At 46.0% G+C, this 26,385-nt stretch carries 27 protein-coding genes; 21 read left to right on the top strand and 6 right to left on the bottom strand.

What is annotated here, in order from left to right:
- Positions 1–131: 131 nt before the first annotated feature.
- The 7 genes from K401_RS0102270 (at position 132) to K401_RS0102235 (ending at position 6,171) form a co-directional block, all read left to right on the top strand.
- Positions 132–1,016 (top strand): DMT family transporter, encoded by an 885-nt coding sequence (locus tag K401_RS0102270; protein WP_024291448.1) that lies wholly within the window; start codon positions 132–134, stop codon positions 1,014–1,016.
- A gap of 82 nt (positions 1,017–1,098) precedes the next feature.
- Entirely contained in the window at positions 1,099–2,508 is a 1,410-nt protein-coding gene (locus K401_RS0102265) for a L,D-transpeptidase family protein (RefSeq protein WP_024291447.1), read from the top strand.
- A 258-nt stretch (positions 2,509–2,766) separates the two neighbouring features.
- Positions 2,767–3,207 carry an ASCH domain-containing protein gene (locus K401_RS0102255; RefSeq protein WP_024291446.1) on the top strand — a complete coding sequence of 147 codons (441 nt, stop codon included), beginning with the start codon at positions 2,767–2,769 and terminating at the stop codon, positions 3,205–3,207.
- Positions 3,208–3,322: 115 nt separating this feature from the next.
- Positions 3,323–3,805 carry a MarR family transcriptional regulator gene (locus K401_RS0102250; RefSeq protein ID WP_024291445.1) on the top strand — a complete coding sequence of 161 codons (483 nt, stop codon included), beginning with the start codon at positions 3,323–3,325 and terminating at the stop codon, positions 3,803–3,805.
- A 146-nt stretch (positions 3,806–3,951) separates the two neighbouring features.
- The gene (locus tag K401_RS0102245; protein WP_024291444.1) at positions 3,952–5,196 is read left to right on the top strand and encodes an MFS transporter; all 1,245 of its coding nucleotides are present in this window, start codon (positions 3,952–3,954) and stop codon (positions 5,194–5,196) included.
- Positions 5,197–5,327: 131 nt separating this feature from the next.
- Positions 5,328–5,642 (top strand): SRPBCC family protein, encoded by a 315-nt coding sequence (locus K401_RS0102240; protein ID WP_084492768.1) that lies wholly within the window; start codon positions 5,328–5,330, stop codon positions 5,640–5,642.
- Positions 5,643–5,724: 82 nt separating this feature from the next.
- Positions 5,725–6,171 carry a VOC family protein gene (locus K401_RS0102235; protein WP_024291442.1) on the top strand — a complete coding sequence of 149 codons (447 nt, stop codon included), beginning with the start codon at positions 5,725–5,727 and terminating at the stop codon, positions 6,169–6,171.
- A 134-nt stretch (positions 6,172–6,305) separates the two neighbouring features.
- Here K401_RS0102235 and K401_RS0102230 read toward each other — a convergent pair whose 3' ends face one another.
- From K401_RS0102230 to K401_RS0102220, 3 genes are all read right to left on the bottom strand, one after another.
- Positions 6,306–7,043: a MerR family transcriptional regulator gene (locus tag K401_RS0102230; RefSeq protein WP_024291441.1), complete on the bottom strand. Its 738-nt coding sequence runs from the start codon at positions 7,041–7,043 to the stop codon at positions 6,306–6,308.
- 169 nt (positions 7,044–7,212) lie between these two features.
- Positions 7,213–7,665, bottom strand: coding sequence for a GyrI-like domain-containing protein (locus tag K401_RS0102225; RefSeq protein WP_024291440.1), 453 nt, complete (start codon positions 7,663–7,665; stop codon positions 7,213–7,215).
- Between the two features lie 38 nt (positions 7,666–7,703).
- Positions 7,704–8,537, bottom strand: coding sequence for a MerR family transcriptional regulator (locus tag K401_RS0102220; RefSeq protein ID WP_024291439.1), 834 nt, complete (start codon positions 8,535–8,537; stop codon positions 7,704–7,706).
- 294 nt (positions 8,538–8,831) lie between these two features.
- Between K401_RS0102220 and K401_RS0102215 the strand changes: the two genes are divergently transcribed.
- Entirely contained in the window at positions 8,832–10,157 is a 1,326-nt protein-coding gene (locus K401_RS0102215; protein WP_024291438.1) for a 6-phospho-alpha-glucosidase, read from the top strand.
- 120 nt (positions 10,158–10,277) lie between these two features.
- Positions 10,278–11,801, top strand: a complete 1,524-nt coding sequence (locus tag K401_RS0102210) for a PTS transporter subunit EIIC (protein WP_029695336.1) — start codon at positions 10,278–10,280, stop codon at positions 11,799–11,801.
- Between the two features lie 54 nt (positions 11,802–11,855).
- Here K401_RS0102210 and K401_RS0102205 read toward each other — a convergent pair whose 3' ends face one another.
- Entirely contained in the window at positions 11,856–12,641 is a 786-nt protein-coding gene (locus tag K401_RS0102205) for a MurR/RpiR family transcriptional regulator (RefSeq protein ID WP_024291436.1), read from the bottom strand.
- On the bottom strand, positions 12,625–13,449 hold the full coding sequence (locus K401_RS0102200) for a MurR/RpiR family transcriptional regulator (RefSeq protein WP_024291435.1): 825 nt from the start codon (positions 13,447–13,449) through the stop codon (positions 12,625–12,627). Before K401_RS0102200 ends, K401_RS0102205 begins: the two co-directional genes overlap by 17 nt.
- Positions 13,450–13,635: 186 nt before the next feature.
- Between K401_RS0102200 and K401_RS0102190 the strand changes: the two genes are divergently transcribed.
- The 4 genes from K401_RS0102190 to K401_RS0102175 are packed head-to-tail and all read left to right on the top strand — an operon-like array spanning position 13,636 to position 17,483.
- Positions 13,636–14,376, top strand: a complete 741-nt coding sequence (locus tag K401_RS0102190; RefSeq protein WP_024291434.1) for a nucleoside phosphorylase — start codon at positions 13,636–13,638, stop codon at positions 14,374–14,376.
- A 28-nt stretch (positions 14,377–14,404) separates the two neighbouring features.
- Positions 14,405–15,007, top strand: coding sequence for an ECF transporter S component (locus tag K401_RS0102185; protein ID WP_027352212.1), 603 nt, complete (start codon positions 14,405–14,407; stop codon positions 15,005–15,007).
- Between the two features lie 20 nt (positions 15,008–15,027).
- Complete coding sequence (locus K401_RS0102180) at positions 15,028–15,801, top strand: energy-coupling factor transporter transmembrane component T family protein (RefSeq protein ID WP_024291432.1); 774 nt, start codon at positions 15,028–15,030, stop codon at positions 15,799–15,801.
- A complete protein-coding gene (locus K401_RS0102175) occupies positions 15,792–17,483 on the top strand; it encodes an ABC transporter ATP-binding protein (RefSeq protein WP_024291431.1) in 1,692 nt (563 codons plus the stop codon). Before K401_RS0102180 ends, K401_RS0102175 begins: the two co-directional genes overlap by 10 nt.
- Before the next feature lie 210 nt (positions 17,484–17,693).
- Here K401_RS0102175 and K401_RS0102170 read toward each other — a convergent pair whose 3' ends face one another.
- Positions 17,694–18,200, bottom strand: coding sequence for a hypothetical protein (locus K401_RS0102170; protein WP_024291430.1), 507 nt, complete (start codon positions 18,198–18,200; stop codon positions 17,694–17,696).
- Between the two features lie 257 nt (positions 18,201–18,457).
- Here K401_RS0102170 and K401_RS0102160 point away from each other — a divergent pair, with 257 nt between their 5' ends.
- The 8 genes from K401_RS0102160 to K401_RS0102125 all read left to right on the top strand — a co-directional run bounded on the left by K401_RS0102160 (position 18,458) and on the right by K401_RS0102125 (position 26,349).
- Positions 18,458–20,152 (top strand): L,D-transpeptidase family protein, encoded by a 1,695-nt coding sequence (locus tag K401_RS0102160; RefSeq protein WP_024291429.1) that lies wholly within the window; start codon positions 18,458–18,460, stop codon positions 20,150–20,152.
- 2 nt (positions 20,153–20,154) lie between these two features.
- Positions 20,155–20,286 (top strand): hypothetical protein, encoded by a 132-nt coding sequence (locus tag K401_RS33820; RefSeq protein WP_278246351.1) that lies wholly within the window; start codon positions 20,155–20,157, stop codon positions 20,284–20,286.
- 42 nt (positions 20,287–20,328) lie between these two features.
- Positions 20,329–20,604: a hypothetical protein gene (locus K401_RS0102150; RefSeq protein WP_024291428.1), complete on the top strand. Its 276-nt coding sequence runs from the start codon at positions 20,329–20,331 to the stop codon at positions 20,602–20,604.
- Positions 20,605–20,714: 110 nt separating this feature from the next.
- On the top strand, positions 20,715–22,388 hold the full coding sequence (locus tag K401_RS0102145) for a glutamine--tRNA ligase/YqeY domain fusion protein (RefSeq protein ID WP_024291427.1): 1,674 nt from the start codon (positions 20,715–20,717) through the stop codon (positions 22,386–22,388).
- Positions 22,389–22,577: 189 nt separating this feature from the next.
- Positions 22,578–24,014: a MocR-like pyridoxine biosynthesis transcription factor PdxR gene (gene pdxR / locus K401_RS0102140; RefSeq protein WP_330362353.1), complete on the top strand. Its 1,437-nt coding sequence runs from the start codon at positions 22,578–22,580 to the stop codon at positions 24,012–24,014.
- Positions 24,007–24,864 carry an MORN repeat-containing protein gene (locus tag K401_RS0102135; RefSeq protein WP_024291425.1) on the top strand — a complete coding sequence of 286 codons (858 nt, stop codon included), beginning with the start codon at positions 24,007–24,009 and terminating at the stop codon, positions 24,862–24,864. Before pdxR ends, K401_RS0102135 begins: the two co-directional genes overlap by 8 nt.
- Before the next feature lie 17 nt (positions 24,865–24,881).
- Positions 24,882–25,844 (top strand): AraC family transcriptional regulator, encoded by a 963-nt coding sequence (locus K401_RS0102130; protein WP_024291424.1) that lies wholly within the window; start codon positions 24,882–24,884, stop codon positions 25,842–25,844.
- Positions 25,845–25,989: 145 nt separating this feature from the next.
- Complete coding sequence (locus K401_RS0102125; RefSeq protein WP_024291423.1) at positions 25,990–26,349, top strand: hypothetical protein; 360 nt, start codon at positions 25,990–25,992, stop codon at positions 26,347–26,349.
- Positions 26,350–26,385: the final 36 nt, after the last annotated feature.

Below are 26,385 nucleotides of genomic sequence, written 5' to 3'. Positions count from 1 at the left end.
AAGCATAACAAAAGTGACATGAACCCGGAAGCTAGGTTTTTCTTTATTTCCCATAATGCTTTGACAATACCCGAAGTGATGCTATAATCAGAGGGCATGTATTGAGACAAGGATAACAAAGGAGAAGAAAAATGAAAGTTCTTGAAAAGCATCCCATGGTCATGATCGTGATCGGAATTATAGGAATTTCCCTTTCTGCGATTTTTGTCAAATATTCCCAGGCGCCTTCTGTGGTTACGGCCGCATACCGGCTTTTGTGGACAGTGGGACTTATGACCCCGGTGGTATTTTGGAAAGCCCAGGTCAGGGAGGAGCTGAAGCGGACGGATAGAAAGACCATGGCATTGTGTGCAGTAAGCGGGATATTTCTGGCCCTTCATTTTACTGCCTGGTTTGAGTCTTTAAAGCAGACTTCTGTGGCAAGCTCAACGGCAATTGTCTGTACCGAGGTCATTTGGGTGGCTTTGGGATTTGTGGTGTTCTTAAAAGGCAGGATTGGAAAGGCAGCCCTTGGAAGCATTGCCGTCACCGTACTTGGCAGCCTGCTTATCGCCTTTTCTGATTATTCGGCAGGAGGGGACCATTTGTCAGGGGATGGGCTTGCACTGGCAGCGGCCATATTTTCAGCTGTTTATACCCTTATCGGTCGGGAAGTGCGAAAGGGAATGTCGACAACATCCTACACTTATATCGTTTATGCCTTTTGTGCATTGGTGCTCTGTATTTTTACAGCAGGGGCAGGGATTCCTTTTTTTGGATATGGGATCAGCTCCGCGGTGGTTGGGCTTCTTCTGGCCGTATTCTCTACCCTGCTTGGACACAGCATTTTCAGCTGGTGCTTAAAATATTTATCCCCCTCCTTTGTATCGGCTTCCAAGCTTTGTGAGCCGGTAGTGGCAGCTGTATTTGCCGTCTTCCTTTTTGCCGAGTTTCCGGCCATTTTACAGGTTGCAGGAGGCCTGATCACCATTGGCGGTGTGTTTCTTTACTCCAAAGTTGAGAAAAATGGGGAATGATTTTTCTTGAGATTCCCTTAAAATCGTGTTACCCTAGAAAACGTGGAATTACTTCCATAATATTTAGAAAAGGATTTAAGGAATGATCAGGAAAAGAAATCATGCGGGTACGATGGGAAAGAGCGTTCTCCTGGCAGTTTTGTTTATGCTGGCAGGGACGACAGTTGCACTGGCAGATGACGCTTCAAAATTTGTTCCGGGGACCAGGATCAACGGTGTCCTTGTGGGAGGAATGACGGTTGAAGAAGCGAAGATACAGATAGAAGGCTTTTATGGCAGGGAATATAAGCTCTCCATTCAGGAGAAGGACGGCGTAACTGAGGTTATCAGCGGCCCTGAAATCGGCTATCAGGTGGTTCTTACAGAAGGGCTGCAGACGGTACTGGAGGAACAGAATGCCACGGGGCGGGTGGCAGGACCTGCCGCCGACAATTCCCATACCCAAAAGGGAGCGGTCAGCTATGACGAAGGAAGGTTAAAAGAAAAGCTGAATTCGCTCTCCTGCATAAGCGGAGAGGGTATTACGGTTACGAGGAATGCCCGGATCTCTGACTGGCAGCAGGGAATTCCCTTTGCCATCCTTCCGGAAATGCAGGGAAACAGCGTGAACCTTGAAAAACTGGAAGCAGTGGTCAAGGCTGCGTTAAATGAGGAGCTTACCCAAATAAACATAGAAGAATCAGGCTGTTATGATACCGTAACCGTCACCTCAGAGGATGCCGGAGTGATTGCCCAGCGGGATGCTCTTAACCGCGTAAGGGAAATGGAAATCACTTATACCTTTGGAGATAAATCGGAGGTCTTAAAAGGAGAGGAAATCTGTTCCTGGATATCGGGGATGACGGGAGAAGTGATAAACGTAAGAGAAGATAAGACCTCTGCTTACATAAAGTCTCTGGCAGATAAGTATGATACAGCAGGAAAGGAACGGGCATTTCGCGTCACAGGTGGAAAAGCCTATCTTCTTCCTGGTTCCTATGGCCAAAAGGTGGATCAGGCTGGAGAAACAGCTGCTTTGTCTTCTCTCATTCAGTCCGGGCAAAGCCAGAAAAGGGAACCAAAGTATGTTCAGACAGTAGCTGAACGGAGCAAAGCCTGGGGCGGGAATTTTGTTGAAATAGATCTGGCAGCCCAGCATGTTTACATGTATAAGGATGGTGTTTTGGCATGGGATTCCCCCTGTGTGACAGGAAATGTTTCCAAAGACCACACAACTCCGGAAGGTATTTTCACCCTCTCCTACAAGGAGACAGACCGGATCCTGCGGGGAGCGAAACAAGCGGATGGCACCTACGAATATGAAAGCCATGTGAATTACTGGATGCCGTTTAACGGAGGAATCGGTCTTCATGACGCCAACTGGAGAAACAGGTTCGGCGGGGATATCTATCAGACAAAGGGAAGCCATGGCTGTATCAACCTTCCGCCGGATAAAGCAAAGGCCTTATACGGCCTGGTTTACTCAGGGATTCCTGTTATATGCCATTATTAATCAGGTGAATAATAAGAAAAGCAATACTACCCTGTTGTCAAGAGCAATATAAATGAGGCGGGCCGCTGCAAAAATAGGTAAGCAATCACTTATTTTTGCAGCGGTCTTTTTTGCAAAGGCTTTTGCAGGTTCCCAGCATAAAGCGATTATTTAAATATATCCGGTCAGTCAACCAGAATGTATGTCTGAAAAGAAACTATTTTAACCGAATCAAATAGTGAAGCAGATTGCAAATATCCGCTTGACAGGAGTAAACCTATGACAGATCAAGAGATGTGGAAATTATTTATGAGTAAAGAACATTTACAAGATGTAAAATATGAGGCATGGGCTTTTGGAGGCGATCCGGATGGACTGGCTCAATTGGTATTAGATGGAATCAAGACTGGAACAGCTTCCGCTTATCCGCTTTACGAATTGAAAAATGAGCCGCTGCCTGAAGCCGGAAGTTACAGTGTGATCCTTGATTCAAAGGATGAGGCAGTCTGTATGATACAAACAACAAAAGTTTATGTTGTTCCGTTTAACCAGGTGAGCAAAGAACATGCCTATAAGGAAGGGGAAGGCGACCGTTCCCTCAGTTATTGGGCAAGAGTACACGAAGATTTTTTCAGTACCTGTATGTCAGAAGCCGGTAAATCATTTGAAAAAAATATGTTGGTTGTGTGCGAGGAATTTAAAGTTGTATTCCGGGAATAAATGCCGGTTGCCGGCAATCCGTCTTAATTCCTGAAAGAATATATGAATATCGTTGAAATAGAAACAAAAATTTAATATAATATTGTTAATGCACCAACAGGTAGGAGGACTGGCTATGAATAAGGAAGAACAGATCATGATGGGGTTCAGAGACGTATTTAACAAGATGGCCTGGCTAAATAAATCTAAGATGGAAGACAGGCTTAAGGAGTATAAGCCCTCTGAAGTACATTGCATCCAATATATTGGAAAAAATGCAGATCCCAACGTGACAAAACTTGCGGAGTCCTTTTATATGACCAACGGTGCCATAAGCAAAATGACCAAAAAACTTATAAAAAAAGGGATTATCGAAAGCTATCAAAAGCCGGATAACAAGAAAGAAATCTATTTTAGGCTCACTGACCAAGGAAAAGAAGTTTATAATATTCATGAGGAATTGCATAAAGAATTTCAAGATAGGGATAAAGCCGTATTTGAACAGGTGACAGAGGAACAATTTGACTGTATGCTTAAGCTGGTGGAAAGATATAACAGGCATCTGGATGAAGAGATAAAGAAGCGGGGGATCGATGTAAACCGGAACAAATTTGAATAATGGATATGATATCACAGGCAGCCCAACTCTATTGAGAATGGGCTGCATTTTTATTTTTTAACATTTTGTTGACAAGGAAACAAAACTGAGATATGATAAATATGTTTCCTAGGAAACAAAAATATGATTTTTGAGAGGAGTATTAAATGTTTAGATTTAGATCACACAAGGAACAGAGCGCAGAACAAACCGTAGATAAAAAGGCATTAATCTTCGGTCTTATGTCTGTGTTTCTTTGCGGAATAGGCTTCAGTATCATATCACCTGTTGTTCCATACTTAGTCCAGCCTTATACAAGCAGCCCCGGAGAGCAGGCCATAGTTGTTACGATGCTGACCTCTGTTTATGCAGTCTGCGTGTTTTTTGCAGCCCCCGGACTTGGAGCTTTGAGCGACAAATATGGCAGACGTCCTTTGCTCTTAGTATGCCTCCTGGGTTCTGCAATCGGGTACACGATTTTTGGCATTGGAGGAGCTCTGTGGATTCTGTTTGCCGGGCGCATAATAGAAGGAATAACAGGCGGGAGCATAAGCACTATCTTCGCCTATTTTGCAGACATCACACCAAGAGACCAGCGAGTCAAATATTTTGGCTGGGTAAGTGCGTTTTCAGGTGCAGGCGTTGTCATCGGCCCGACTGTGGGGGGATTACTTGCCAGGTTCGGTTATTCTGTACCAATGTATTTTGGTGCAGTCATCACATTATTAAATGTTGCTTTTGGAATCTTGTATATGCCTGAAAGCCTTCATAAGAATAACAGATTGAAAGAGATCACCCTTGTAAGACTGAATCCATTTACGCAGCTTATAAATGTCCTTTCCATAAAGAATTTAAAAAGGCTGCTTGTCTCAGCGTTCTTGCTTTGGATACCCAACGGATCTTTACAGGCAGTTTTTTCACAATTTACGGTGGATACTTTCAATTGGCAGCCTGCGGTCATCGGGCTCATGTATTCCATTATGGGCATACAGGACATCGTTTCGCAAGGGCTCATAATGCCAAGACTTTTAATAAAGCTCAGTGATGCACAGATCGCAATTCTTGGTATGGTTTCAGAGATTATAGGCTACAGTTTTATTGCAGCGTCGGCTTTGGTTTCATTCTATCCCCTTCTGATTGCCGGTATGTTTATCTTTGGCTTTGGTGATTCGATTTTTGGTCCTTCATTCAATGGAATGGTTTCCAAGTCAGCCGATCCCAGTGAACAAGGACGGATCCAGGGAGGCAGCCAGTCGATTCAGGCTTTGGCAAGGATCATTGGTCCTGTCATTGGAGGGCAGATTTACGTATCACTTGGTCATGCAGCACCTGCCTTTATGGGTATGGTCCTGATAGCGGCTGCAATACCGGTTTTGTATAAAGATACCCATGTAAACGTACAAACGGCCTGATCTGTCAGCGGGCTCTCCAATATGATAATATAAAGGAGAAATCCGAGGGGCAAAGCCGAAGAAAATGCGGTGTAATTACGGCTATATATTTCTTTGTAATAGTTGTATAATACACATATGTAAAATGAACAATTAAATTTAAAGGAGAAGTCAATACTGCTTTTTATTTTGAAACAGCCTTTGAAGGGAGCCGTCATCCTCATTATGGACGTTTTCTCAGACTTGTGCCTGACCAGCTGGTTGAACTAACATGGCTGACGGGAGCTGACGGAACCAAAGGTGCTGAAACGGTTGTTACCGTGGAATTAAAAGAAGCTGAGAGAGAGACAGTATTACGGTTAAATCATGCAGGGTTTTCTGATGAAGAATCAAGGGACAAGCATGAACAGGCATGGCCGCTGGTTCTGGATCAACTGGAGGATCGGCTGGTGAAGTTTTATTCATAGCTGATGTGCAGGATTCATATAGCACGCAGATAGACTGGAATCATCTGTTATCCATGTCATTACGAAAAGGAGCGCAAAAAATATGGGCAGTAAATTAACATTGAATATGGTTGTAGTCAATGCAATGGAGGCAATGGAATTTTACGAAAAGGTGTTTGATGCCAAACGGGGCGATGTATTTCACTTTCCGGACAAAAAGGGTGTAAATGAGGCAAATGTTATCGTAGGTGACGTTGAATTACGGCTCATCGATGAGAATGCATCTTATAGCTGTTATCCCCCGAAGAAAGGTGAAATTGACTCCATATGGCTTCAGTTGATCGTGGATGACACGGAAGCAGTTTTAAAAAGAGCTGTGGAGAATGGTGCTGTTGTGGGGCAGGAGGTATCCGAGTTCATGGGTACAAAATATGCAGAAATCACAGACCCTTTCGGCTACACTTGGACAATTAACCAGATTGTTCGGGAGATATCCTATGAAGAGCGCTACCAGTTTTATGTGGAGCAACAGGAGAATGCAGAAAATTAAGCTTGTTTTATATTTCTCCTAATTATGCATCAAAGCGGATTGAGAATTTCCCATTGATTCGGACATGAGGACATGAAATCGTCTCCGGGACCACATTTTTTGCAGTCCCGGAGACGATTGTTTCTTTGAGTGTTTTATTTTGCAGCGTAGCTTTCAGCCGCAAAACAAATATAATAGCTTAAACCGGTCTGCTGTTTTTCGAGCATTTGCCGGTGAAACTCATCCGTCATTAAAAATTTCGATTGGGCAGCAAAACCTTGTGCATCAATGTCCATATCTTGCCGCATAAACTGAATATGCTTTTTGATGGCAGATTGAACCTCATCGGCATTGACACTGACACCCTTTCTAATGGCATCTGCCATGAAATTCATAAACTCTGAGGCTTCATCAGCCTTTTCATTCATTGCTTCCGGATCGATGACACCGGTGTCAATGGTATAACCGTAATTTTCATTCAGATACTCGTTCTGTGGTTCTAATGCAGCCTCCCATTCTTGTTTGTTCAGACCTGCAAACATCTTTTCTTTACTCATATTAGCTCCTTTCTCCGCACAGATGATTGTTTCTTCAAGCGTATGCAACATGCTGCTGATCCTTTGCCGGCGCGCCATCAACAAAGTTTTTTGCTCACATAAGCACCGCAGGCGGGAGGGGCCGTTTTGCATGACAGCTTTGATTTTTTTCAGGGGAAAATCAAGTTCACGGTAAAACAGGATTTGCTGGAGCTGTTCAAGCTCCTTGTCGCCATAGTACCTGTATCCATTTTCTGCAATACTTTCCGGCATAAGCAGCCCGATCTTCTGATAATGATATAAGGTCTTTATTGTTACACCAGATATATCTGCCACTTCGTGTACTGTGTATGACATGCAATTTCACCTCCCAAAAGCAACTATAAGGTCTGACCTGAGGTTGGAGTCAAGTGCTTTTTATAAGTTTTTTTAATGCTGAATATTGATATATTCCGCTCTGTTGTGCAGCTTTATCACAGGAGTAAATAACTATATCAACTTTCTGCCGAAATATCGCTTGCCCCTATCAAAGAATTGGTACACAAAACTCACAAAATCCTTTTTCAACCAGCTCAGTTTTATATCGTTCCAAGACCGGACGGCTTTCATCAATCTGCTGTTTTTCCTGTGCCATAATCTCACTGATTGTTTCCCAGAAAAGTGTTACCTCGTTAACAGTATGTAAAACTTCAAAGACAAGATACATACCGGACGGCAATGTACCGTGATGGATCCAGTTATCCCGGAACTTGATTTCAGAAACAAAGCAGACATCATATCGGCATTGTCCGAGAGGAGTGACTGCGGCATTATCCCGTGGGATTCCATATATGATACCGGTATCATTCCACAGGTTGTGATTGCGTATCCATTGTTTCATGTTTTCCATGAGCTGAAAATTCTGTGCTCCGCCGTATGGTCCGGTCTGACGCATGTAAACAATCGGTTGGGCCGTAATATTTTCCACATTAACTTTCATAAATATTTTCCTTTCAAATGGACAGGTTTTCCCTGCACTTATTTTTTCTTAACAGGATAATAAAACTCGGTGATGCTGTCTTCCGGTGAGGAGCGCTCTTCCCGGTTTTCCGGGCTTTTCCTGTATATTTCAAAGGGCGGTTTAATAAATTCATATCCTTCTGATTCTGCCCATTCACGTTGTCTGGCATGGACAGACGTTAATTCTGAAAATTCTCCTCTTATTACGGACTTTACGCACAGACCGGCTTTAAAATCCCTTGTTCCGGTTACAAATTCTTTAACAGGGACAGCAAATTCAATATCATATTCCATGGGGTTATATTCCGGATTATGGTACATTGTCATGGGAATTCCCGTTATAGTAAGGTTTTCAGCAGCAATTTTTTCAAAGAGCTTACTAAAAAATCCCACATATCCCTTTGAACATTCTTCTATGCTTAACACTTTGCGGATAGAAAGAATGTTCATGGACTGTACGTCGGCAAGTTCCACATCAATCGCATCAAGATATGACATCACGGAATTTCCGTTTTCCAGACATGACATATCATTATGGACCATTTGCAATGCAGCCTCTAAAGAAGCAGCACGATCCTGAAGATCACGTTTCTTTTTACTCAAAGAGGAATAAAGCATACGATCCCTGTCTGCTTCCTCTGTCTCCATGATGGACTTGATTTCTTCCAGTGAAAAATGCTGTGATTTTAACCGGTTGATGAACAGCATGTTTTTTAGCTGTTCAATGGAATAATATCGATACCCGTTTTCAGGATTTACTTCGCTTGGTATGATCAATCCTATTTCAGCATAATAACGAAGTGTTTTTGCCGATACTTCACATATTTTTGAAAATTCTCCTATTGATAGCACGAGCTGCCTCCTGATATAATATATAAATTTATGTTGCTTTTTCATATACCCCCCTGGATCAAGTATAAGCTTTGCCCCAGGGGTAAAGTCAACTGTTATTTGGCTGTTTTGTATGCCACTGCATTTGAAGAAAAAACGTTTTTAAGACAATGAAAAATATTACTACAAGAGTAATAAATATTAAAATATGGCATGGTATCCTTATGTGGACGAAACTATTTACATGTTAAATAAAATAAAGTATCATAAGGCCATCAGAAAAGGACAACCAAAACGTTGAAAAGGAGAAAAGCAATGAGAACGTTTCATGTATGTATCGTTGGAGGCGGAAGCACCTTTACACTTGGATTCTTAAAGTCATTTGTCAGGCTGAGAGAGGAGTTTCCCTTAAAGAAGCTGGTGCTCTTTGACATTGACGGGGACCGCCAGGAGCCTATTGGAAAGTATGGTGAGATTCTCTTTAAGGAGAGGTTTCCGGAGCTGGATTTCTCTTATACCACCGATATCAGGGAAGCCTATGAGGGGATGGATTTTATATTCATGCAGATGCGTGCCGGAGGGCTGTCCATGCGCGCAAAGGATGAGCACATTCCCTTAAGCATGGGGCTGGTGGGGCAGGAAACCTGCGGGGCAGGCGGTATGGCCTATGGCCTTCGGTCCTGTGTGGATATGATCAAGGCCGTACACGATATCCGGACCTATGCGCCGGAGGCATGGATCTTAAATTACTCCAACCCTGCTGCTATCGTTGCGGAAGCGCTCCGCAGGGAATTCCCGGAGGACAAGAAGATCTTAAACATCTGTGACCAGCCGGAAAACGTGGTCCGCTCCTGCAGCAGGCTTTTAAAATGCAGCTGGGAGGATTTGGATCCGGTTTACTTCGGACTGAATCACTATGGCTGGTTTACTCATATGTATGACGTTCATACAGGAGAAGACCTGCTTCCAAAGATCAGGGAAATGGTTGCCCAGAACGGCTTCCTTCCCCAGGATGCGGAGCAAAGGGACAAATCCTGGCTGGACACTTACGGAATGGTAAAGACGCTCATGGAAGATTTTCCGGATTTCCTGCCTAACACCTATGACCAGTATTACCTGTATCCGGAATACAAGGCCAGCCATCTGAATCCTGAATTTACACGTGCCGATGAGGTCATGGCAGGAAGAGAAAGGAGGGTATTCGGTGAGTGTGCAGAGGTGATCAGGGAAGGAAAGCTGGGAGATAAGTTCGATGAAATTTCTGATGCCCATGCGGAAATGATGATCAAGGTTGCGGAATCCATTGCCCACAATAAAAATGACAGGCATATCATGATCATTGAAAACAACGGAGCCATTGCCAATATGCAGAATGATGCCATGGTAGAGGTGGTGTGCGAGCTTGGAGCAAATGGCCCCCGCCCCATGAGAGTGGGAAATATTCCACAGTTTTATCTGGGACTTCTGGTAAACCAGGTATCCTGTGAAAAGCTGATCGTAGATGCGTATTTTGAGAACTCTTATCAGAAAGCTCTGGAGGCATTTACCCTTAACAGGCTGATCAATGATGCAAAGAAGGCCAGAAAAGTGCTGGATGCCTTGATCGAGGCTAATAAAGGCATGTGGCCGGAGTTAAAATAAGGGGATACGGCAAAAAGGAATTGGGGGGAGTGATATGAAATATGCTCCCCCGGGAAATCATAAGAAAATAAGATGTAACGCCGCAGGGAAAGGGTGCCTGCGGCGGGAGAGGATATTATCATGAAGAAAAACAGGGTCATGGACTTTTTCTCGGCTTTGGGGCGCAGTTTGCTGATGCCAATTGCAGCTTTGGCCGCATGTGGAATTGTTCTGGGGTTGACTTCCGCGCTCATGAAGGCGCAGGTACAGGCGGCAGCTCCGTTTTTGCAGCAGGGGCTTGTCTATTTCATTATTTTTACTTTAAATAAGGTATCAAGTGTTGTATTTACATTGATTCCGGTGCTGTTTTCCATTTCCATTTCCTTTGGTCTGGCAAAAGAAGAAAAGGAAATAGCGGCATTTGCAGGCTTTATCGGGTATTATACATTTTTGGTGGCATCGTCATGTATGATCAATTCCGGCTTTATGAATTTCGGAGCCTTGAAGATATCCACCATTCTGGGCGTAGAGACATTGGATATGGGTGCTGTAGCAGGTATACTTTCCGGTATCATAACTGCCTCACTTCATAACCGGTATCATAAAGTCACCTTTCCAGTGGCCATCTCCTTTTACGGAGGCAAGCGTTTTGTGGCCATTGTGGTCATTATGGCCATGGCGGTCGTGGGTCTGTCAGCACCTATCATATGGTCACCCGTATCCATGGTCATTGACGGCATGGGAGGACTGATATCTGCAACAGGGCTGGCCGGAGTATTCGGCTATGGATTCCTGGAGCGTCTGCTGATCCCCACCGGACTGCACCATGTTTTAAACGGCATTTTCCGCACCACCTCCATCGGAGGGACTTATGAAGGCGTGGAAGGGTGTCTGAATATTTTCTTACAGTTTGTGGACAAGGTAGACATTTCAGAGCTTAGGCCGTTTACGGTATTTTTAGGGCAGGGCAAGATGCCCATGATGATGTTCGGCCTTCCGGCAGCGGCTTTGGCCATTTATAAGACTTCTCCTCCTGAGAAGAAGAACAGGGTAAAGGCCCTTATGATCGCAGGCGTTGCAGCCAGTATTGTATCCGGAATTACGGAACCTTTGGAATTCTCATTTATGTTCATTGCACCTCCGCTGTTTTTGTTCCATGCGGTTATGGGAGGTCTGTCCTTTATGCTCATGGCAGCATTTAAGGTGGTTATCGGAAACACAGGCGGCGGCCTGATCGATTTCCTGATCTGGGGCGTGTTCCAGCCGGGATCCCGGTGGTACTGGGTGATCATCACGGGACCCTTCTTCTCCCTGATCTACTATTACGTATTCAAAAGTTATCTGACGAAAAAGCAGCTTTCCGTTGATGTATCTGACGAAGAACCAGAGACAGACATTCAGGAAAGCACCATGGAGGACAAGCAGCATGCGCTGGCATTCAGGATCATAGAAGGGCTTGGAGGACAGGACAATATCTCAGCGGTGAACAACTGTCTGACCAGACTCCGTGTGGATATAAAGGATATGGGACTGGTGAATGAAGAGCTTTTAAAGAAAACAGGAGCAATGGGTTTTGTCCGCTCCAGCGATATTCACATTCAGGTGATTTATGGGCCAAAGGTTGAAGGGATCGCATCAAATGTGAGGGAAGTATTAAAATATTAAAACCAAAAGCTGTCTGACCGTGCAAGTCATGGTCAGGCAGCTTCTTTGTTTAGGTTAAGGCAGAGCGGAGGAGCCGCCTCCATCTGTCTGGGGATTCTGTTTGATCCTGGCAGCCAGCTCAATGAGGATCTGGACAATGGTAAAGATTCCAAGCCTTGGATTGATGTCTACATGGCGGTATTCCTCATTCCGGTCATTGGTGCAGAGAGCGATGGTGCTGTAGGGGATCAGAGGGCTGTCCTTTTCGCAGGTGAGCAGGACCGTGATGGCGCCCCGGGCCTTTGCCTTTCGGAATACGGAGAGATAACGCCTGGCATCTCCATGGGCCGTGATGATGAAAAGGACGGCATTGCTGCTGATCTCGTGTATAAGCCCATTCAACAGGCGCTGCCACTCGATCAGAATGCAGGGATAGTCAAGGGTGGTTAAAACGGTCTGAAGGTATTTGGCCGCCAGGGAGCTTAAATTGGAGCCGTAGATATAGATGGGCCGGTCGCTGGTCAAAAGCCCTGCGATCTCTTCCAGCTTTTCTTCATCCACCTGCTCTAAATTGTCCTTAAATAAGGCGAGGGAGTGGTGGATTAAGTCGTCTGCACGGAAGGTCTGGGGATGAAGCTGCTTTAATTCCTTGCGCACCTGGTACTTGAATTCATTATAGCCCTTTAACCCAAGCTTCTGGCAGAAACGGACAATGGTGGCGTTGGAAGTATATAAGCCGGCGCTTAAATCGTTTAAATTGGCATAAACAGCTGAGGGAAGATTGGATTCAAAATACTTAAGGATCTCTTCTTCCGTATCCGTAAGCGTAAGCTGATGTGCTTTTTCAAATAAAGGAATCATGGTTTCCTCCCTGCTCCGCCTGTTCCCTGCCGGACAGCTTGTAGTGCAGATAACTGCGTATGATCACGTTGATCACATAAAATACCGGAAGCCTGGAGGTGAATTCTGCTCCCCTGTTTTCACGCTGGTCGGTGAAGAAGCGGAAGTTGACTGTGGCCAGATTGGCAACTGCATTGTTGGTATATGGGGTGATGGAGAGAATGGGGACATTGTTCATCCGGGCGATTTTACCAAGGCGAACGGTGGGGCCGAAATCGCCGGTGGTGCTGATTAAGATCAGCAGGGACTTCGTATGAATATTGCTCAAAATGTGCTCTCCCATTTTTCCGGATTCGATCTTATACACATTCTGGCGTCCGATGGAGAACAGAAGCTTTTCAAAATAGTCGCTCAGAATGGAAGTGATCCCTCCGGGAGCCCATAAGTAAATGGGACAGTCGCTGTCAAAATACCGGAAGGCATGGCTGAGCTGGTCCTCGGATATAAGATTGGAGGTCCCTTCCACATTGGAGCACAGGCTGTCGATCATGATCCGGGTGGTAAAATCCTGGGCCTTTGAAGACGGAGGCTGGGGGTTTTCCTTTCTTCCTTCAGCCCGCAGGGCATATTTGAACTCCGCAAAGCCGGAATACCCAAGCTTCTTACAGAAACGCAGGATGGTGGCGGAGGAATAGGCTGTTTGGGAAGCCAGTGACTGTATGCTCATATCCAGAACCTCTTCCGTGTGTTCATAGACATATTTCAGGATGTTCAGCTCATTGCTGCTCAAGCTTTTGATAACAGCGTCATCCAGATGAAGTGTGACCATGGGAAACCTCCTTGCAAATCTCTTTCGTCCATTTTATCACGAATACATGATAAGTCAATGCGGCCGGTGGGAAAACTATGGGGGAAAGATGTCCTGCAATCAGGAATCAGTTTCTGGCAATTATTGACAGGGTGGCCTCTTTGTGCTACATTCAGGACATAGAAAGGGTGAAAGGAGATGATATCTATGGCTGAGATCATGCCTCATATCAAGCTGTCGGAGGAACAGGCCGTTCCCTATGGACTGCTGCCGGGAGATCCGAAACGTCTCGATCGGATCGCATCCTGCCTCACGGATGTGGAGGAACTGGCTTATAACAGGGAATTCCGAAGTCTTAAGGGAAAATACAGGGGAGTTCCTGTCATGGCAGTATCCACAGGGATCGGAGGAGCGTCCGCTGCCATTGCAGTGGAGGAACTGGCGAGAATCGGAGTGAAGGCCATGATCCGGATCGGAAGCTGCGGAGCACTTCAAAAGGGGATCCGTCTTGGGGATTTGATTCTGGTAAATGGGGCCGTCCGTGACGATGGAGCCTCGTCCTCTTATGTGGACTCCATCTATCCGGCCGTACCGGATACGGAGCTTTTGTTATCCTGCATGAAAAGTGCCGGAGAATTAGGCGCAAGAGTTCATGTGGGTATTGCCAGAAGCCACGACAGCTTTTACATTGATGAGGAAAAAGAAGTCTGTGCTTATTGGGCAGGAAAAGGAGTGATGGGCTCTGATATGGAAACCGCGGCGTTATTTGTGGCGGGCGGACTGCGGGGAGTGAAAACCGCCTCCATTTTAAATGTTGTGGTTGAGCATGAGGAACCCATAGAAGACAACATCAACAGCTATACGGGCGGAGAGTCCGCCATGATGAGGGGAGAGCATTTGGAGATCCTGACGGCTTTGGAGGCCTTTGTCCGGCTGGATCAGGGTTGAAAGAAAAACATGAATGGAGGAAAATGAGATGAAAAATTTATTCAAAACCAAATTGAACGCGGCCTGCTTTGTGCTGATTCCGGCCTGCATTGGCATTAACTATTTAGGAAAGCTGTTTGCGTCTGTTTTAAAGCTGCCTCTTTGGCTGGATTCCATCGGCACCTGCATCGGAGGTATTCTGGGCGGGCCTGTGATCGGCGGAATCTGCGGAGCTGCCAACAACTTGATTTACGGCTTTACTACCGGTGATTCCATTACTCTGGTCTATGCATTAACCAGCTTGGGAATCGGCGTTGCCGTAGGAATCATGGCAAGGATCGGATACATGGAAAAGCTTTCAGGAGCCATTCTCACCGCTTGTGTGGCAGGACTTACGGCTGTTGTGATCTCCACGCCTTTAAACATCATCTTCTGGGGCGGGACCACCGGAAACATCTGGGGAGATGCTGTCTTTGCCTGGTCACAGGCTTCCGGGCTTCCCGTTGCCCTTGGTTCCTTCCTTGACGAGGTTATCGTGGATGTGCCTGATAAGCTGATCACCCTTTTGATCGTGTATGCAATCATAAAAGGTCTTCCAAAGAAACTCACTTCCCTTTACGAACTGGATGATGAAGTAATGAGTCTGGATTAAAGCAGGAAAGGCAGAAATATATGAAAAGTATCAGTCTTTACGTGGATAAAGATACCTTCCTGACCAGGCTCCATCCCTTTGCCAAGATGTTTTATATCCTGGCCGCCGTCAGCGCACCTCTGATCGGAGGTGCGCTGTGGATGTATGTCCTGTTCCTGGTCCTTAGCTTATGCCTTTTGGTCAGCGGGAAAATCATTCAGAAGGTTTTTCCGTTGATCGCGTTTTCTTTTACCATCATTATCACCATTTTCTTGATACACGGCCTTTTTAACCAGGAAAACCAGAAGGTTTTGTTTCATCTGGGCCCCCTTGTCTTTTATCAGGAAGGACTTCTTTATGCGGCCAGGATCGGGCTTAATATTTTAAACATGCTTCTGGCCTTTGCTACCTTTGTGCTGACCACCAAACCTGCACAACTGGTGGAGACCATGGAACAGGCAGGCTTTTCTCCCAGGTTCGGATATATGATCAGTTCTGTTTTTCAGATCATCCCCCAGATGATGGGAACCATGAATACCATCATGGATGCCCAGAGAAGCCGGGGGCTGGAAACAGAAGGCAGTTTGCTTGTGAGAGCCAGGGCATTTATCCCCCTGATCTCTCCTGTGGTCAGCAGCTCCCTGATCAACACCAGGGAAAGGGCCATTGCCCTGGAGGTGCGGGGATTTGATTCCAGGAATAAAAAAACATTTCTAAGGGAACACAGGCTAAATGGCAGGGACAAGGTGCTCATGTCATTTATGGCCCTGCTCATTGTAAGTTCTATTGTATGGAGGGTGCTTGTATGGCTTTGATCGAAGTGAAAAATTTAAAATACCGGTATCCCCATACAGAAAGCCTGGCTCTTGACGGAATTGATTTTGAAGTGGAAAAGGGTCAGTTTATCGGGATAGTTGGCGAGAACAAGGCCGGAAAAAGCACCTTGTGTCAGGCCTTTGCCGGTCTGGTGCCCACCATGTTCCGGGGAGCTTACGGCGGAAAGCTCCTCATTGACGGAGCCGAGGCGGCAAAGACTCCCATTGCCGGACTGTGCCAGAAGGTGGGGCTGGTGTTCCAGAACCCCTTTAACCAGCTTTCCGGGGCAAAGGATACGGTTTTTGAGGAAATCGCCTTTGGACTTCAGAATCTGGGAATCCCAAGGGAAGAGATATTTAAGAGGGTGGAAGAAAATTTAAAACTTTTGGATATTGAGGAGTATAAGGACAGAAATCCCTTTGATTTATCCGGCGGGCAGACCCAGCGGGTGGCTATCGCCAGCATCCTTGCCATGGAGCCTGAAGTCATTGTGCTGGATGAGCCTACCTCCCAGCTGGACCCACAGGGAAGCGAAGAAGTGTTCCGGGTGGTTGAAAAGCTGGCCAGAACAGGCATAACCATTATTATGGTGGAGCAGAAAATGGAGAAGCTGGCTTCCTACTGCCATAAGATTCTTCTCCTTCACAAAGGAAAACAGGTGTCCTTTGATACTCCGGAACGGATTTTTTCAAGGGATGATTTAGAGGAGCTTGGCGTGAAACCGCCTGTGTATACCCAGGTGTGCAAAGCTCTTGGAGTATGCAGGAAAGAAGGAGAGGACAGGCTCTATCCGGTCACTCTTGAGCAAATGGAAGATTTAAGGGAACAATTTCCGCCAGGGCTTACGGGCAGGAATTCTGCTGATGAAAAGGAAGAGGGACAGGCTGGGGAAGTGTTCCGGATCCTTGACCTTGGGTTTCATTACCAGCCTGATACTCCGGTGATCCGGCACTTAGATCTTTGTCTTGATGCAAAGCCAACCGCCATCATCGGCCAGAACGGAGCAGGAAAGACCACTTTGGTCAAACTGTTAAAAGGACTTTTAAAGCCTGATGCAGGGTGTATTTTCTTTGAAGACGAGGACATATCCAAAAGGACCGTAGCGCAGCTGGCCGGAAAGGTAGGGTATGTGTTCCAGAACCCGGATGACCAGATATTTAAGAACCGGGTGCTGGAGGAGGTCATGGTGGGGCCTTTAAACTTAGGTATGAGCCGTGGAGAGGCACAAAAGCGAGCGGAGGAAGCCCTTGAGATGGTGGGGCTTATGGGGGCCGCGGAGGAAAATCCCTATGATCTGGATTTATCGGAACGGAAAATGGTAGCCATTGCCTCTGTGGTGGCCATGGACACCAAAGTGCTGATTCTAGATGAACCGACCATTGCCCAGGATGCAAAAGGCCGTGCCGTTCTGGGAAGGATTGTCCGCACCTTAAGCGAAAAGGGGAAATTTGTGCTTGCCATTCTTCATGACATGGATTTTGTGGCGGAATACTTTGACCGGGTCATTATCATGGCCCATGGAAAGATACTTTCAGACGGACCAGGGGAAAAGGTCTTTTATGAGAAAGAAAGCTTATCTAAGGCCAGACTGGAACAGCCCCATGCCACCAGACTGTGTGAATTCCTGGGTTATGAGGGAGCATTTATGACGGCAGAAGATATGAAAATAACAGGCAGGTAGTTCTTAGGCTTTTGGCCTTTGCCTGCAGACAGAAAACGCCTGGCTTACAGAAGGATTCCTTTTAACCCAGGTGTTTTTTGGATTCACAGGGCATCATTTCCTATGAATCCAAAACCGTTCCGTTATGGATGCCCGCTTTCTGCAGTTGCAGCATGTATGGCTGGTGAGGCAGCCGTGCTCTGACGGGGAAATCTGCCTTGCGGACCTTTTCTAGGTTTTTTCGGGAGCACAGAAGACCACGACGGTCTGAGGAGTGGTGATGGCCGGAATGCTCCGGGTGGTGAACATGTAAAGCACAAGCAGAAAATGGCCGCCGGGAGTGTAAAAGAAGTTCTGGCCGTTGGATAGGAGGATCGCTGTCTCGCTGTCATTGGAAATGTTCAGCTTCAGTGTCTGGGAAGAATTCATTAAGTCTTCGTCAAAATAATCAAAAACAGCCTCATACCCGTCACTGTTTTCCGCCAGGATCACTGCCGTGAACTGAGGCGGATAAATAAGGGGCACAGGCGCCTTTGTATCATAAATGGCAATGATGGAATCACCGGTGTTAAAGGTATGCTGGCCAAGGACATAGGTCCTTGGGGTGACAATGAAATTGGTCTGTCCTATGCTCTCGCTCATTATGGAAATGATCATGGAGCAGCTGGTGTCGCCGGAGGCAGTCATTAAAGGATTTACGGAAGTTACTATACCGTAGATGGGAGAATAGCGTGCCATAAAAGGATCCTTTTCATCATTCTTAATTGTATCTTATGAAGGCGGGGTGGGCATTATGAAATATTTTGCCTGCATAAAAGTCCGGAATTTTCTTAAAGCTCCGGGGCGGAAATCCCTTTGCATCCTGAAGGCCAGGAAGGATAGAGGAAATCGTAATAAAAATGTCAAAAAATATACCGTAAAAATTTAGACAAATTTCGCGTTTTTCATGTATAATAAATGCTGAACGAAAAGGCTTGTAAAGAGGTAGGAAATTAATGGAAAACGTGAAACCGCGCAGCAGAAAGAAAAAGCCACTGGGATTAAAAGGCTGGGCAGCAATTGGAAGCGGGACTGTAGCTGCAGCGGCGCTGATTGCTGCCTTGGCCTATCTTCAGATAGGCAGACAGTATGAGAAGGTGTTTTTCCCCAACACCACGATCAATGGAATGGATGCATCTAAGAAATCCGTAGAAGAAGTAAAAAAGTCCATTGCTTCCGGAATTGATGGTTATGTGCTGTCAATCAGGGAGAGGGGAGGAAACACAGAGGAGATAAAGGGAAAGGACATAGGCCTTGAGTCGGTTTTTGACGGAAGTCTTGAAAAGATTCTGGAAGGCCAGAAAACTCATGAATGGATGAAGCATGTAAAAACGCCCCAGGAATTCGATATAGGGACCATGATTCAGTATGACAAGGACAAATTTGAATCGGCTGTTTCCGGTTTAACGTGTTTAAAGGATGAGCTTGTGGAGAAGCCTGAGAACGCATACTTGTCCGATTATGTATCAGGACAGGGCTACACAATAGTGGCCGCAAAGGAAGGAAACCAGCTGGATCCGGAAATGGTGAGGAAAGGGCTGTCCGAGGCTGTTATGGGCTTAAAGCCGGAGGTTTCTCTGGAAGAGCTTGGGGCATACGTAAAGCCTCAGATCCCGGCTGACGATCCCCAGCTGATTGAACAGGTGCAGGCATTGAACAAATATGCCAATGTTACCATTACATACAAGTTTGGAGATGAGAAAAAGGTTTTAAACGGTGATACGATTTCCAAGTGGATCGGAATCGGAGAAGATGGCAAGGTTTATTTAAACAGTTCTTCTGTCACCGCATATGTGAAGGAACTGGCTTCCCAGTATGATACGTCTACGAAAGCCAAGAACTTAAAAACCTCTTACGGGCAGACCGTAAAGATCACGGGAGGCAGCTATGGCTGGAAAATCGACCAAAGTGCAGAGGCGGATGAGCTGGCAGCGCTGATCCGTTCCGGAGAGAGCCAGGTAAGGGAGCCTGTCTACAAACAAAAGGCTGCCAGCCGCGGGGGTAACGATTACGGCAGTACTTATGTGGAGGTGAACTTAACGGCCCAGCATTTGTATTTTTATAAAGACGGAAAGCTTGTAGTGGATTCTGATTTCGTATCCGGCAATGAATCAAAGGGCTGGTCCACTCCTGCAGGTGTGTTTTCCCTCTCCTATAAGCAGAAGGATGCCACCTTAAAAGGAGAAGATTACAGAACTCCCGTATCTTTCTGGATGCCATTTAACGGAAACATCGGCTTTCATGATGCCACATGGCGCAGCAGTTTCGGAGGTGCCATCTATAAGACCGGCGGCTCTCATGGCTGTGTCAATCTGCCTCCTGCTGTGGCAAAAACCATGTTTGAGAATATTGCGGCAGGAGTACCGGTTCTCTGCTATCATTTGCCTGGAACAGAATCCAAAACGGCCTCTAACGGAACTTCAAAGCCAGGAGAAACAAAGCCAGCCACAGAGCCGACCACGGCTGCAAATCCTACGGAAACACCGACTGCGGCTCCGTCAACCACGGCTCCCCCCACGACTGCAGCCCCTCCTGCAACCAGGGAACCGGAGACAGAGACCACAACAAGCGCTCCATCCACAGAGGGTGAGATCGGACCTGGAGTTTCCGGGTCTTCAGACAAGAAGAAAACCGGGCCAGGCGTAAAGTAGCAGTGTACCGGCAGGAACATATAGGAGCAAAGCTTTTGGCTGCTGCCCCGGCTGGCAATGTAAGCTGGGGCGGCAGCCGTTTGTTTTTTCTGAAAACAAAGGATGATCTTGACAATGGCAGGATCCTGATATAGGGTTTGATATATCAGCGCAGTAAGATTAAGGAGGAAAATAAAATGCTTAATAAAGATACTTTTGTGCCCATGCAGTTTTTCAAAAAGGAAGCCTACACCGGGAGCATGAAAGGGATGCGCTACCGGGTGAAAAAGGAAGAGGAGGAATTTTCTGCCGTGGTATACCCGGAACCGTATTGCTATGAGGCGACTCCTGAGGAGAATAAAACAAGAACATCCTTTCCTTTTACAGAAGAAGGGCGGGAAGAAGTGGTGGACTGGATCAATAAGCAGTACGAGGAGAACCGGACAACCTGGGAGAAAACCGCAAGAAAATGATGAAAAGACAGGGCAAAGACCCGCTTCTTTGCTGTATTTCCCCCTTTCCTAAATCTATGAAGTATGGTATGATAGTGTATTATTGGAATTACTGACATGGAGGAAGAGAGATGGAAGAAAACAAAGAAGACGTGGTTTCTAAAAACTTTATTGAACAGGAGATAGATAAGGATCTTGCAGAAGGTGTTTATGATCACGTGCAGACCAGGTTTCCGCCGGAGCCTAACGGTTATCTGCATATCGGACATGCAAAATCGATTTTACTTAACTATGGCCTGGCTCAGAAGTATGGTGGAAAATTCAACCTCCGTTTTGACGATACTAATCCGACAAAAGAGAAGACAGAATTTGTGGAATCAATCATAGAGGATGTGAAGTGGCTGGGAGCTGATTTTGAGGACCGCCTTTTCTTTGCTTCCAATTATTTTCAGGAAATGTATGATTGTGCCATCCTTTTAATAAAGAAGGGAAAAGCATTTGTCTGCGATCTGACTGCGGAAGAGATCAGGGAATACCGGGGAGATTTTAAGACTCCGGGAAAAGAAAGCCCCTACCGGAACCGCAGCGTGGAAGAAAACTTAAAGCTGTTTGAAGAGATGAAGGAAGGCAGGTATCAGGATGGGGAAAGAGTGCTCCGCGCCAAGATCGATATGGCGTCTCCCAACATCAACATGCGTGATCCGGTCATTTACCGGGTGGCCCGCATGTCTCATCATAACACCGGCGATCAGTGGTGCATTTATCCCATGTATGATTTCGCTCACCCCATTGAGGATGCCATCGAGTGCATCACCCATTCCATCTGTACTCTGGAATTTGAGGACCACAGGCCTCTTTACGACTGGGTGGTCAAGGAGTGTGAATTTGCAAATCCTCCCCGCCAGATCGAATTTGCAAAGCTGTATCTGACCAATGTGATCACTGGAAAACGCTATATCAAGAAGCTGGTAGAGGACGGCATTGTTGACGGCTGGGATGACCCTCGTCTGGTATCCATTGCAGCTTTAAGAAGAAGAGGCTATACACCGGAATCCCTCCGCATGTTTGTGGACCTGGTAGGTGTGTCAAAGGCCAACAGCTCCGTGGATTATGCTATGCTGGAATACTGCATCCGGGAAGATTTAAAGCTGAAAAGACCCAGAATGATGGCGATCCTGGATCCCGTTAAGCTGGTCATTGACAATTACCCGGAGGACACGATAGAATATCTGGATGTTGCAAACAACCTGGAAAATCCTGAATTGGGAGAAAGAAAGGTTCCTTTTGGAAAAGAGCTTTACATTGAACGGGAAGACTTTATGGAAGAGCCGATTAAGAAATATTTCCGCCTTTTTCCAGGCAATGAGGTCCGCCTGATGAATGCTTATTTTGTCACCTGTACCGGCTGTGAAAAGGATGCTGAAGGCAATGTGACGGTGGTACATTGTACCTATGATCCGGAGACAAAAAGCGGTTCCGGCTTTGAAGGCAGAAAGGTGAAGGGAACCATCCACTGGGTAGCTTCCTCCACTGCAGTACAGGCGGAATGCCGTTTGTATGAAAACATCGTGGATGAAGAAAAGGGAAAGCTGAATGAAGACGGCAGCTTAAACTTAAATCCAAATTCCTTGACAATCTTAAAGAATTGCTATGTGGAGCCCAGCTTCGCAGGCACAAAGGCTTATGACAGCTTCCAGTTTGTGAGAAACGGATTTTTCTGCGTTGACTGCAAGGACAGCAGGGAAGATCATCTGGTATTCAACCGGATCGTTTCTTTAAAGAGTTCTTTTAAAATAACAAAATAACTTATGACAGGCTTAAAAGGCCGGTCAAACGAGGAGAATGCTGCATGGCCGGGAGAAAAAGGGACGTGCAGCATTTCTTCATATCTGATCAAATGCTGTCCTGCGGGCTTACCTTTACACCCTGCGGGTATCCCTTTATGCAAAAAACATGAGCAGATAAGAGGAAAGGAGGAAAATTTTGTGGAGCTTATGATACCCTTAAAAAACCAACCAGGACCGCCCTATTACAGCCAGATTTACAGCTATATCAAAGAGGAAATAAAAAAGGGAAATATCAGTCCGGCTACCCGTCTTCCTTCCACAAGACAGCTGGCGGAAAATTTAAAGGTCAGCCGCAGCACCACTCAGATGGCTTATGAACAGCTGCTGTCGGAAGGGTATATTGAGGCCATACCCTGTAAAGGATATTTTGTATGCAGGATCGAGGGCCTGGTGCATACCGGACAGGAACAAAGGGATAAGATTCCAGCCTTTTTCCCCCCAGCCTCTTCTGAGAAGAAAAGGGTTCCTGAATGGAACGTGGACTTTTCCCCCAGAGGAATTGATCTTTGCGCTTTTCCATTCAATACCTGGAGAAAGATATCGAAAAATACCCTTGTAGACGATAACAGGGAGATGTTTATGCCGGGAGATCCCCAGGGAGAGCCCGCTCTAAGGGAGGCTATCCGTTCTTATCTCCATTCCGCCCGCGGGGTAAACTGTCGGGCGGAGCAGATCATCGTAGGAGCGGGAAGTGAATACCTTTTGATGCTGCTGTCCCAGATCCTTGGATCTGAACGGGTGATTGCCATGGAAAATCCCACCTATAAGCAGGCTTACCGGGTTTTTGACAGCTTAAAATACCGGGTGGCCCCCGTTGCCATGGACCGGTCCGGCATGGATGTGAAGCTTTTAGAAAAGAGCAGAGCTGACATTGCCTATGTGATGCCTTCCCACCAGTATCCAACCGGTATTGTCATGCCGGTAAAGCGTAGGCAGGAATTACTTGTCTGGGCCTATGAAAAGGAGGGGCGGTATCTCATTGAGGACGATTATGACAGTGAATTCCGTTACAAGGGAAAGCCTATCCCTGCATTACAGGGAATGGACGGAAGAAACCGGGTTATTTATTATGGAACCTTTTCTAAATCCATTGCTCCTGCCATCCGTGTGAGCTACATGGTATTGCCCGGACCTCTTTTAACTATTTACAGGGAACGGATGAATTTTTATGCTTCCACAGTGTCCCGCATTGACCAGAACATCCTTTATCAGTTTATGGCAGAGGGGCATTACGAACGCCATTTAAACCGTATGAGAGCAGTCTATAAGGCAAAGCACGATGTCCTGGCAGCGGGGTTGAAGCCCTTTGAAAGCCAGTTCTTGATCAGGGGGGAGCATGCGGGGCTCCATCTGCTTTTGACGGACAAGAAGGGAAGGCCGGAGAGCCTGCTCATAAATATGGCGGCAGAATCAGGAGTTAAGGTTTATGGAATGTCAGGATACTTTATCCATGAAGAGCATAATACCTATCCTTCTACCGTTGTCCTTGGGTTTGCAAGCCTCACGGAAGAAGAGATAAGGACAGGACTTGGGCTCCTTAGCCGGGCCTGGTCAGTAGATGAAGAGGAGGGATTTTGTGGGTGAAAATTGGGAGGATCAGAAAAGGAAGGAAAGTCTTCACATCCTCCTTTGGGTCGGTCTTATTACGTTGCTTTTGCTGCTGCTCAGTGTGGCCGGTACTCTAAGAAATGAAGAGCCTTCGGCAGATTATACTGAGGCAGAAACGGCAGAAGCAAAAGTCATGGCAGAGCCTTTACAGGAGACTTCTCTTGCTGGAATACCCCTTACCTCCGATGATAAAGAGTTTTTGAACCGGCTGACAGAGCTGTTTGACCAGGGAGACTTAGAAGGAGCTGCCAGGGTGTTAAACGGTTATGAGATCCCCTGGAAGGGTTTTCCCTGCATGTATGACGGGACAGCCATGAAAACAGAAATATCTTCCGGCAAAGGACTGGTATTTATAAAATCTTCCACAGTTTTTTACGGAAATTTCCTGTCAGGAAAGCCTGAGGGGACTGGTACGGCCCTCCAGGTCCTTGAACTGGAGGAAGGAAAACGGTATGATTACTCCTATGGGACATGGGTGAGCGGAAAAATGAACGGAGACGGGGAGTGCGGCTATAATTATTACGATGGGGTAACTGAGGGCATCACAAAGCTGAATGCTAAAAGAGGTGTTTTTAAAGATGATATGATGCAGGGAGAAATTACCTACACCAGCACCAATGCAGAAGGAGAGTCTGCTGTCTGGCAGTTTTTGGTTGCAGATGGCGTGATCGTAAGGGATGACCGGTGGATAAAGGATACGGAAGATTCCGGTGCTGTTATTTACAAGCTGCCGGCAAAGGATGATGACATTCATGCCTATGCTTTAGGGGAAAGCGCCATAGGAGAGAACAGGTGGAAAAACCTGATCGTATTTCCACAGGGTTAAAAAGGAGGCCTTGACGGGTGAATCAGGAAATCTTAGACCGTCTGGGAGTCATTACAGACGAGGAACGGGAAATTATAAACGGACGGACGGAAATCGACCGCAATCGATATACTGAGGGAAAGGATCTGGTCATTGACAGCAAAAAGATGCTGGAGCATGGGAAGATGATCTCCATCAGGCCTCACACCAGGTTCGTCCATTTTCCAAGGCACAAGCATAATTACATTGAAGTGATCTATATGTGCAAAGGGGAAACAATCCATTATATTGATGGGGAAACAGTGGTTTTAAAAACAGGGGAGCTTCTGTTTTTAAACCAGCACGCCACCCAGGAGATCCTTCCGGCAGGAGAGGAGGATATTGGAGTAAACTTCATCATCCTGCCGGAATTTTTTGACACTGCTTTTGAAATGATGGGAGAAGAAGAAAACCTTTTGAGGGATTTTCTGGTGGGATGTCTCTGCTTTGATCCCCGTTACGCCAGCTACCTCCATTTCCAGGTCGCGGATGTGCTGCCGGTGCAGAATCTGGTGGAAAACATGGTATGGACCCTTTTAAGCGACCAGCCCAATAAAAGGAGCATCAATCAGATCACCATGGGGCTTTTGTTCCTTCAGCTCATGCATTATACGGATAAGATCAGCCATACACAGGAAAGCTTTGAGCAAAAGCTGATTTTTCAGGTACTTACCTATATTGATGAAAATTATAAGGCTGGGGAGCTGACTGAGCTTGCGGCGCTGCTTAATTACAATATTTACTGGCTGAGCCGGGCAATCAAGAGGTTGACCGGGCGGACCTATAAGGAGCTTTTGCAGATAAAGCGGCTGAATCAGGCTTCTTTCCTTCTTTTGAATACCAGGCTTTCCATAACTGACATTTCCATTGCAGTTGGGTATGATAACACCAGTTATTTTCACCGTATATTCCGGAGCTATTTCAAAATGTCTCCTAAGGAGTACAGAAATTCGGTTTCTTAGAAAGAGGCAGGGGGAAATGCAGAGGATGGAAATAGAAAAAAAGTCTCTATAATTGCGAAAGTCAGTGGGTTTCTGGAAAGAATGAATGGTGACTTTGCGTTTTGCATGTGATATAATATCTTTATTGAATTAAGGAGGGATGGGTATGACAGACAGTGAAAAATTAGAGCTTTTATTACAGGCCGTAACTAATATTAACGATGACTTGCAGGAGGTCAAAGTTGACTTGCAGGAGGTCAAAGTTGACTTGCAAGAAGTCAAGGCCGATTTGCAGGAAGTCAAGGTTGACGTAGCAGATTTAAAAAAGAAAGTATCCATTATTGAATTGACACTTGAAAACGAAATCAGCCATAATATTATGGTAATTGCGGAAGGGCATTTAGACTTAAACCGTAAACTTGATGAAGCGATACACCTTACCAGTGACATTAAGGCAAAACAGGAGATTCAGGATTTATATATAAAAAGGCACGACAATAAGCTGAGAACCAAAGAGATCTCTTAACCAATAGAAAAAACAATAAATACTTTACTGTATAAA

Origin of the sequence: Lacrimispora indolis DSM 755 (assembly GCF_000526995.1) — a bacterium.
In the GTDB taxonomy this organism is placed as follows: domain Bacteria; phylum Bacillota; class Clostridia; order Lachnospirales; family Lachnospiraceae; genus Lacrimispora; species Lacrimispora indolis.
Note: the sequence above shows the minus strand (reverse complement) of the source record. Positions and strands in the feature narration are given on the sequence as shown.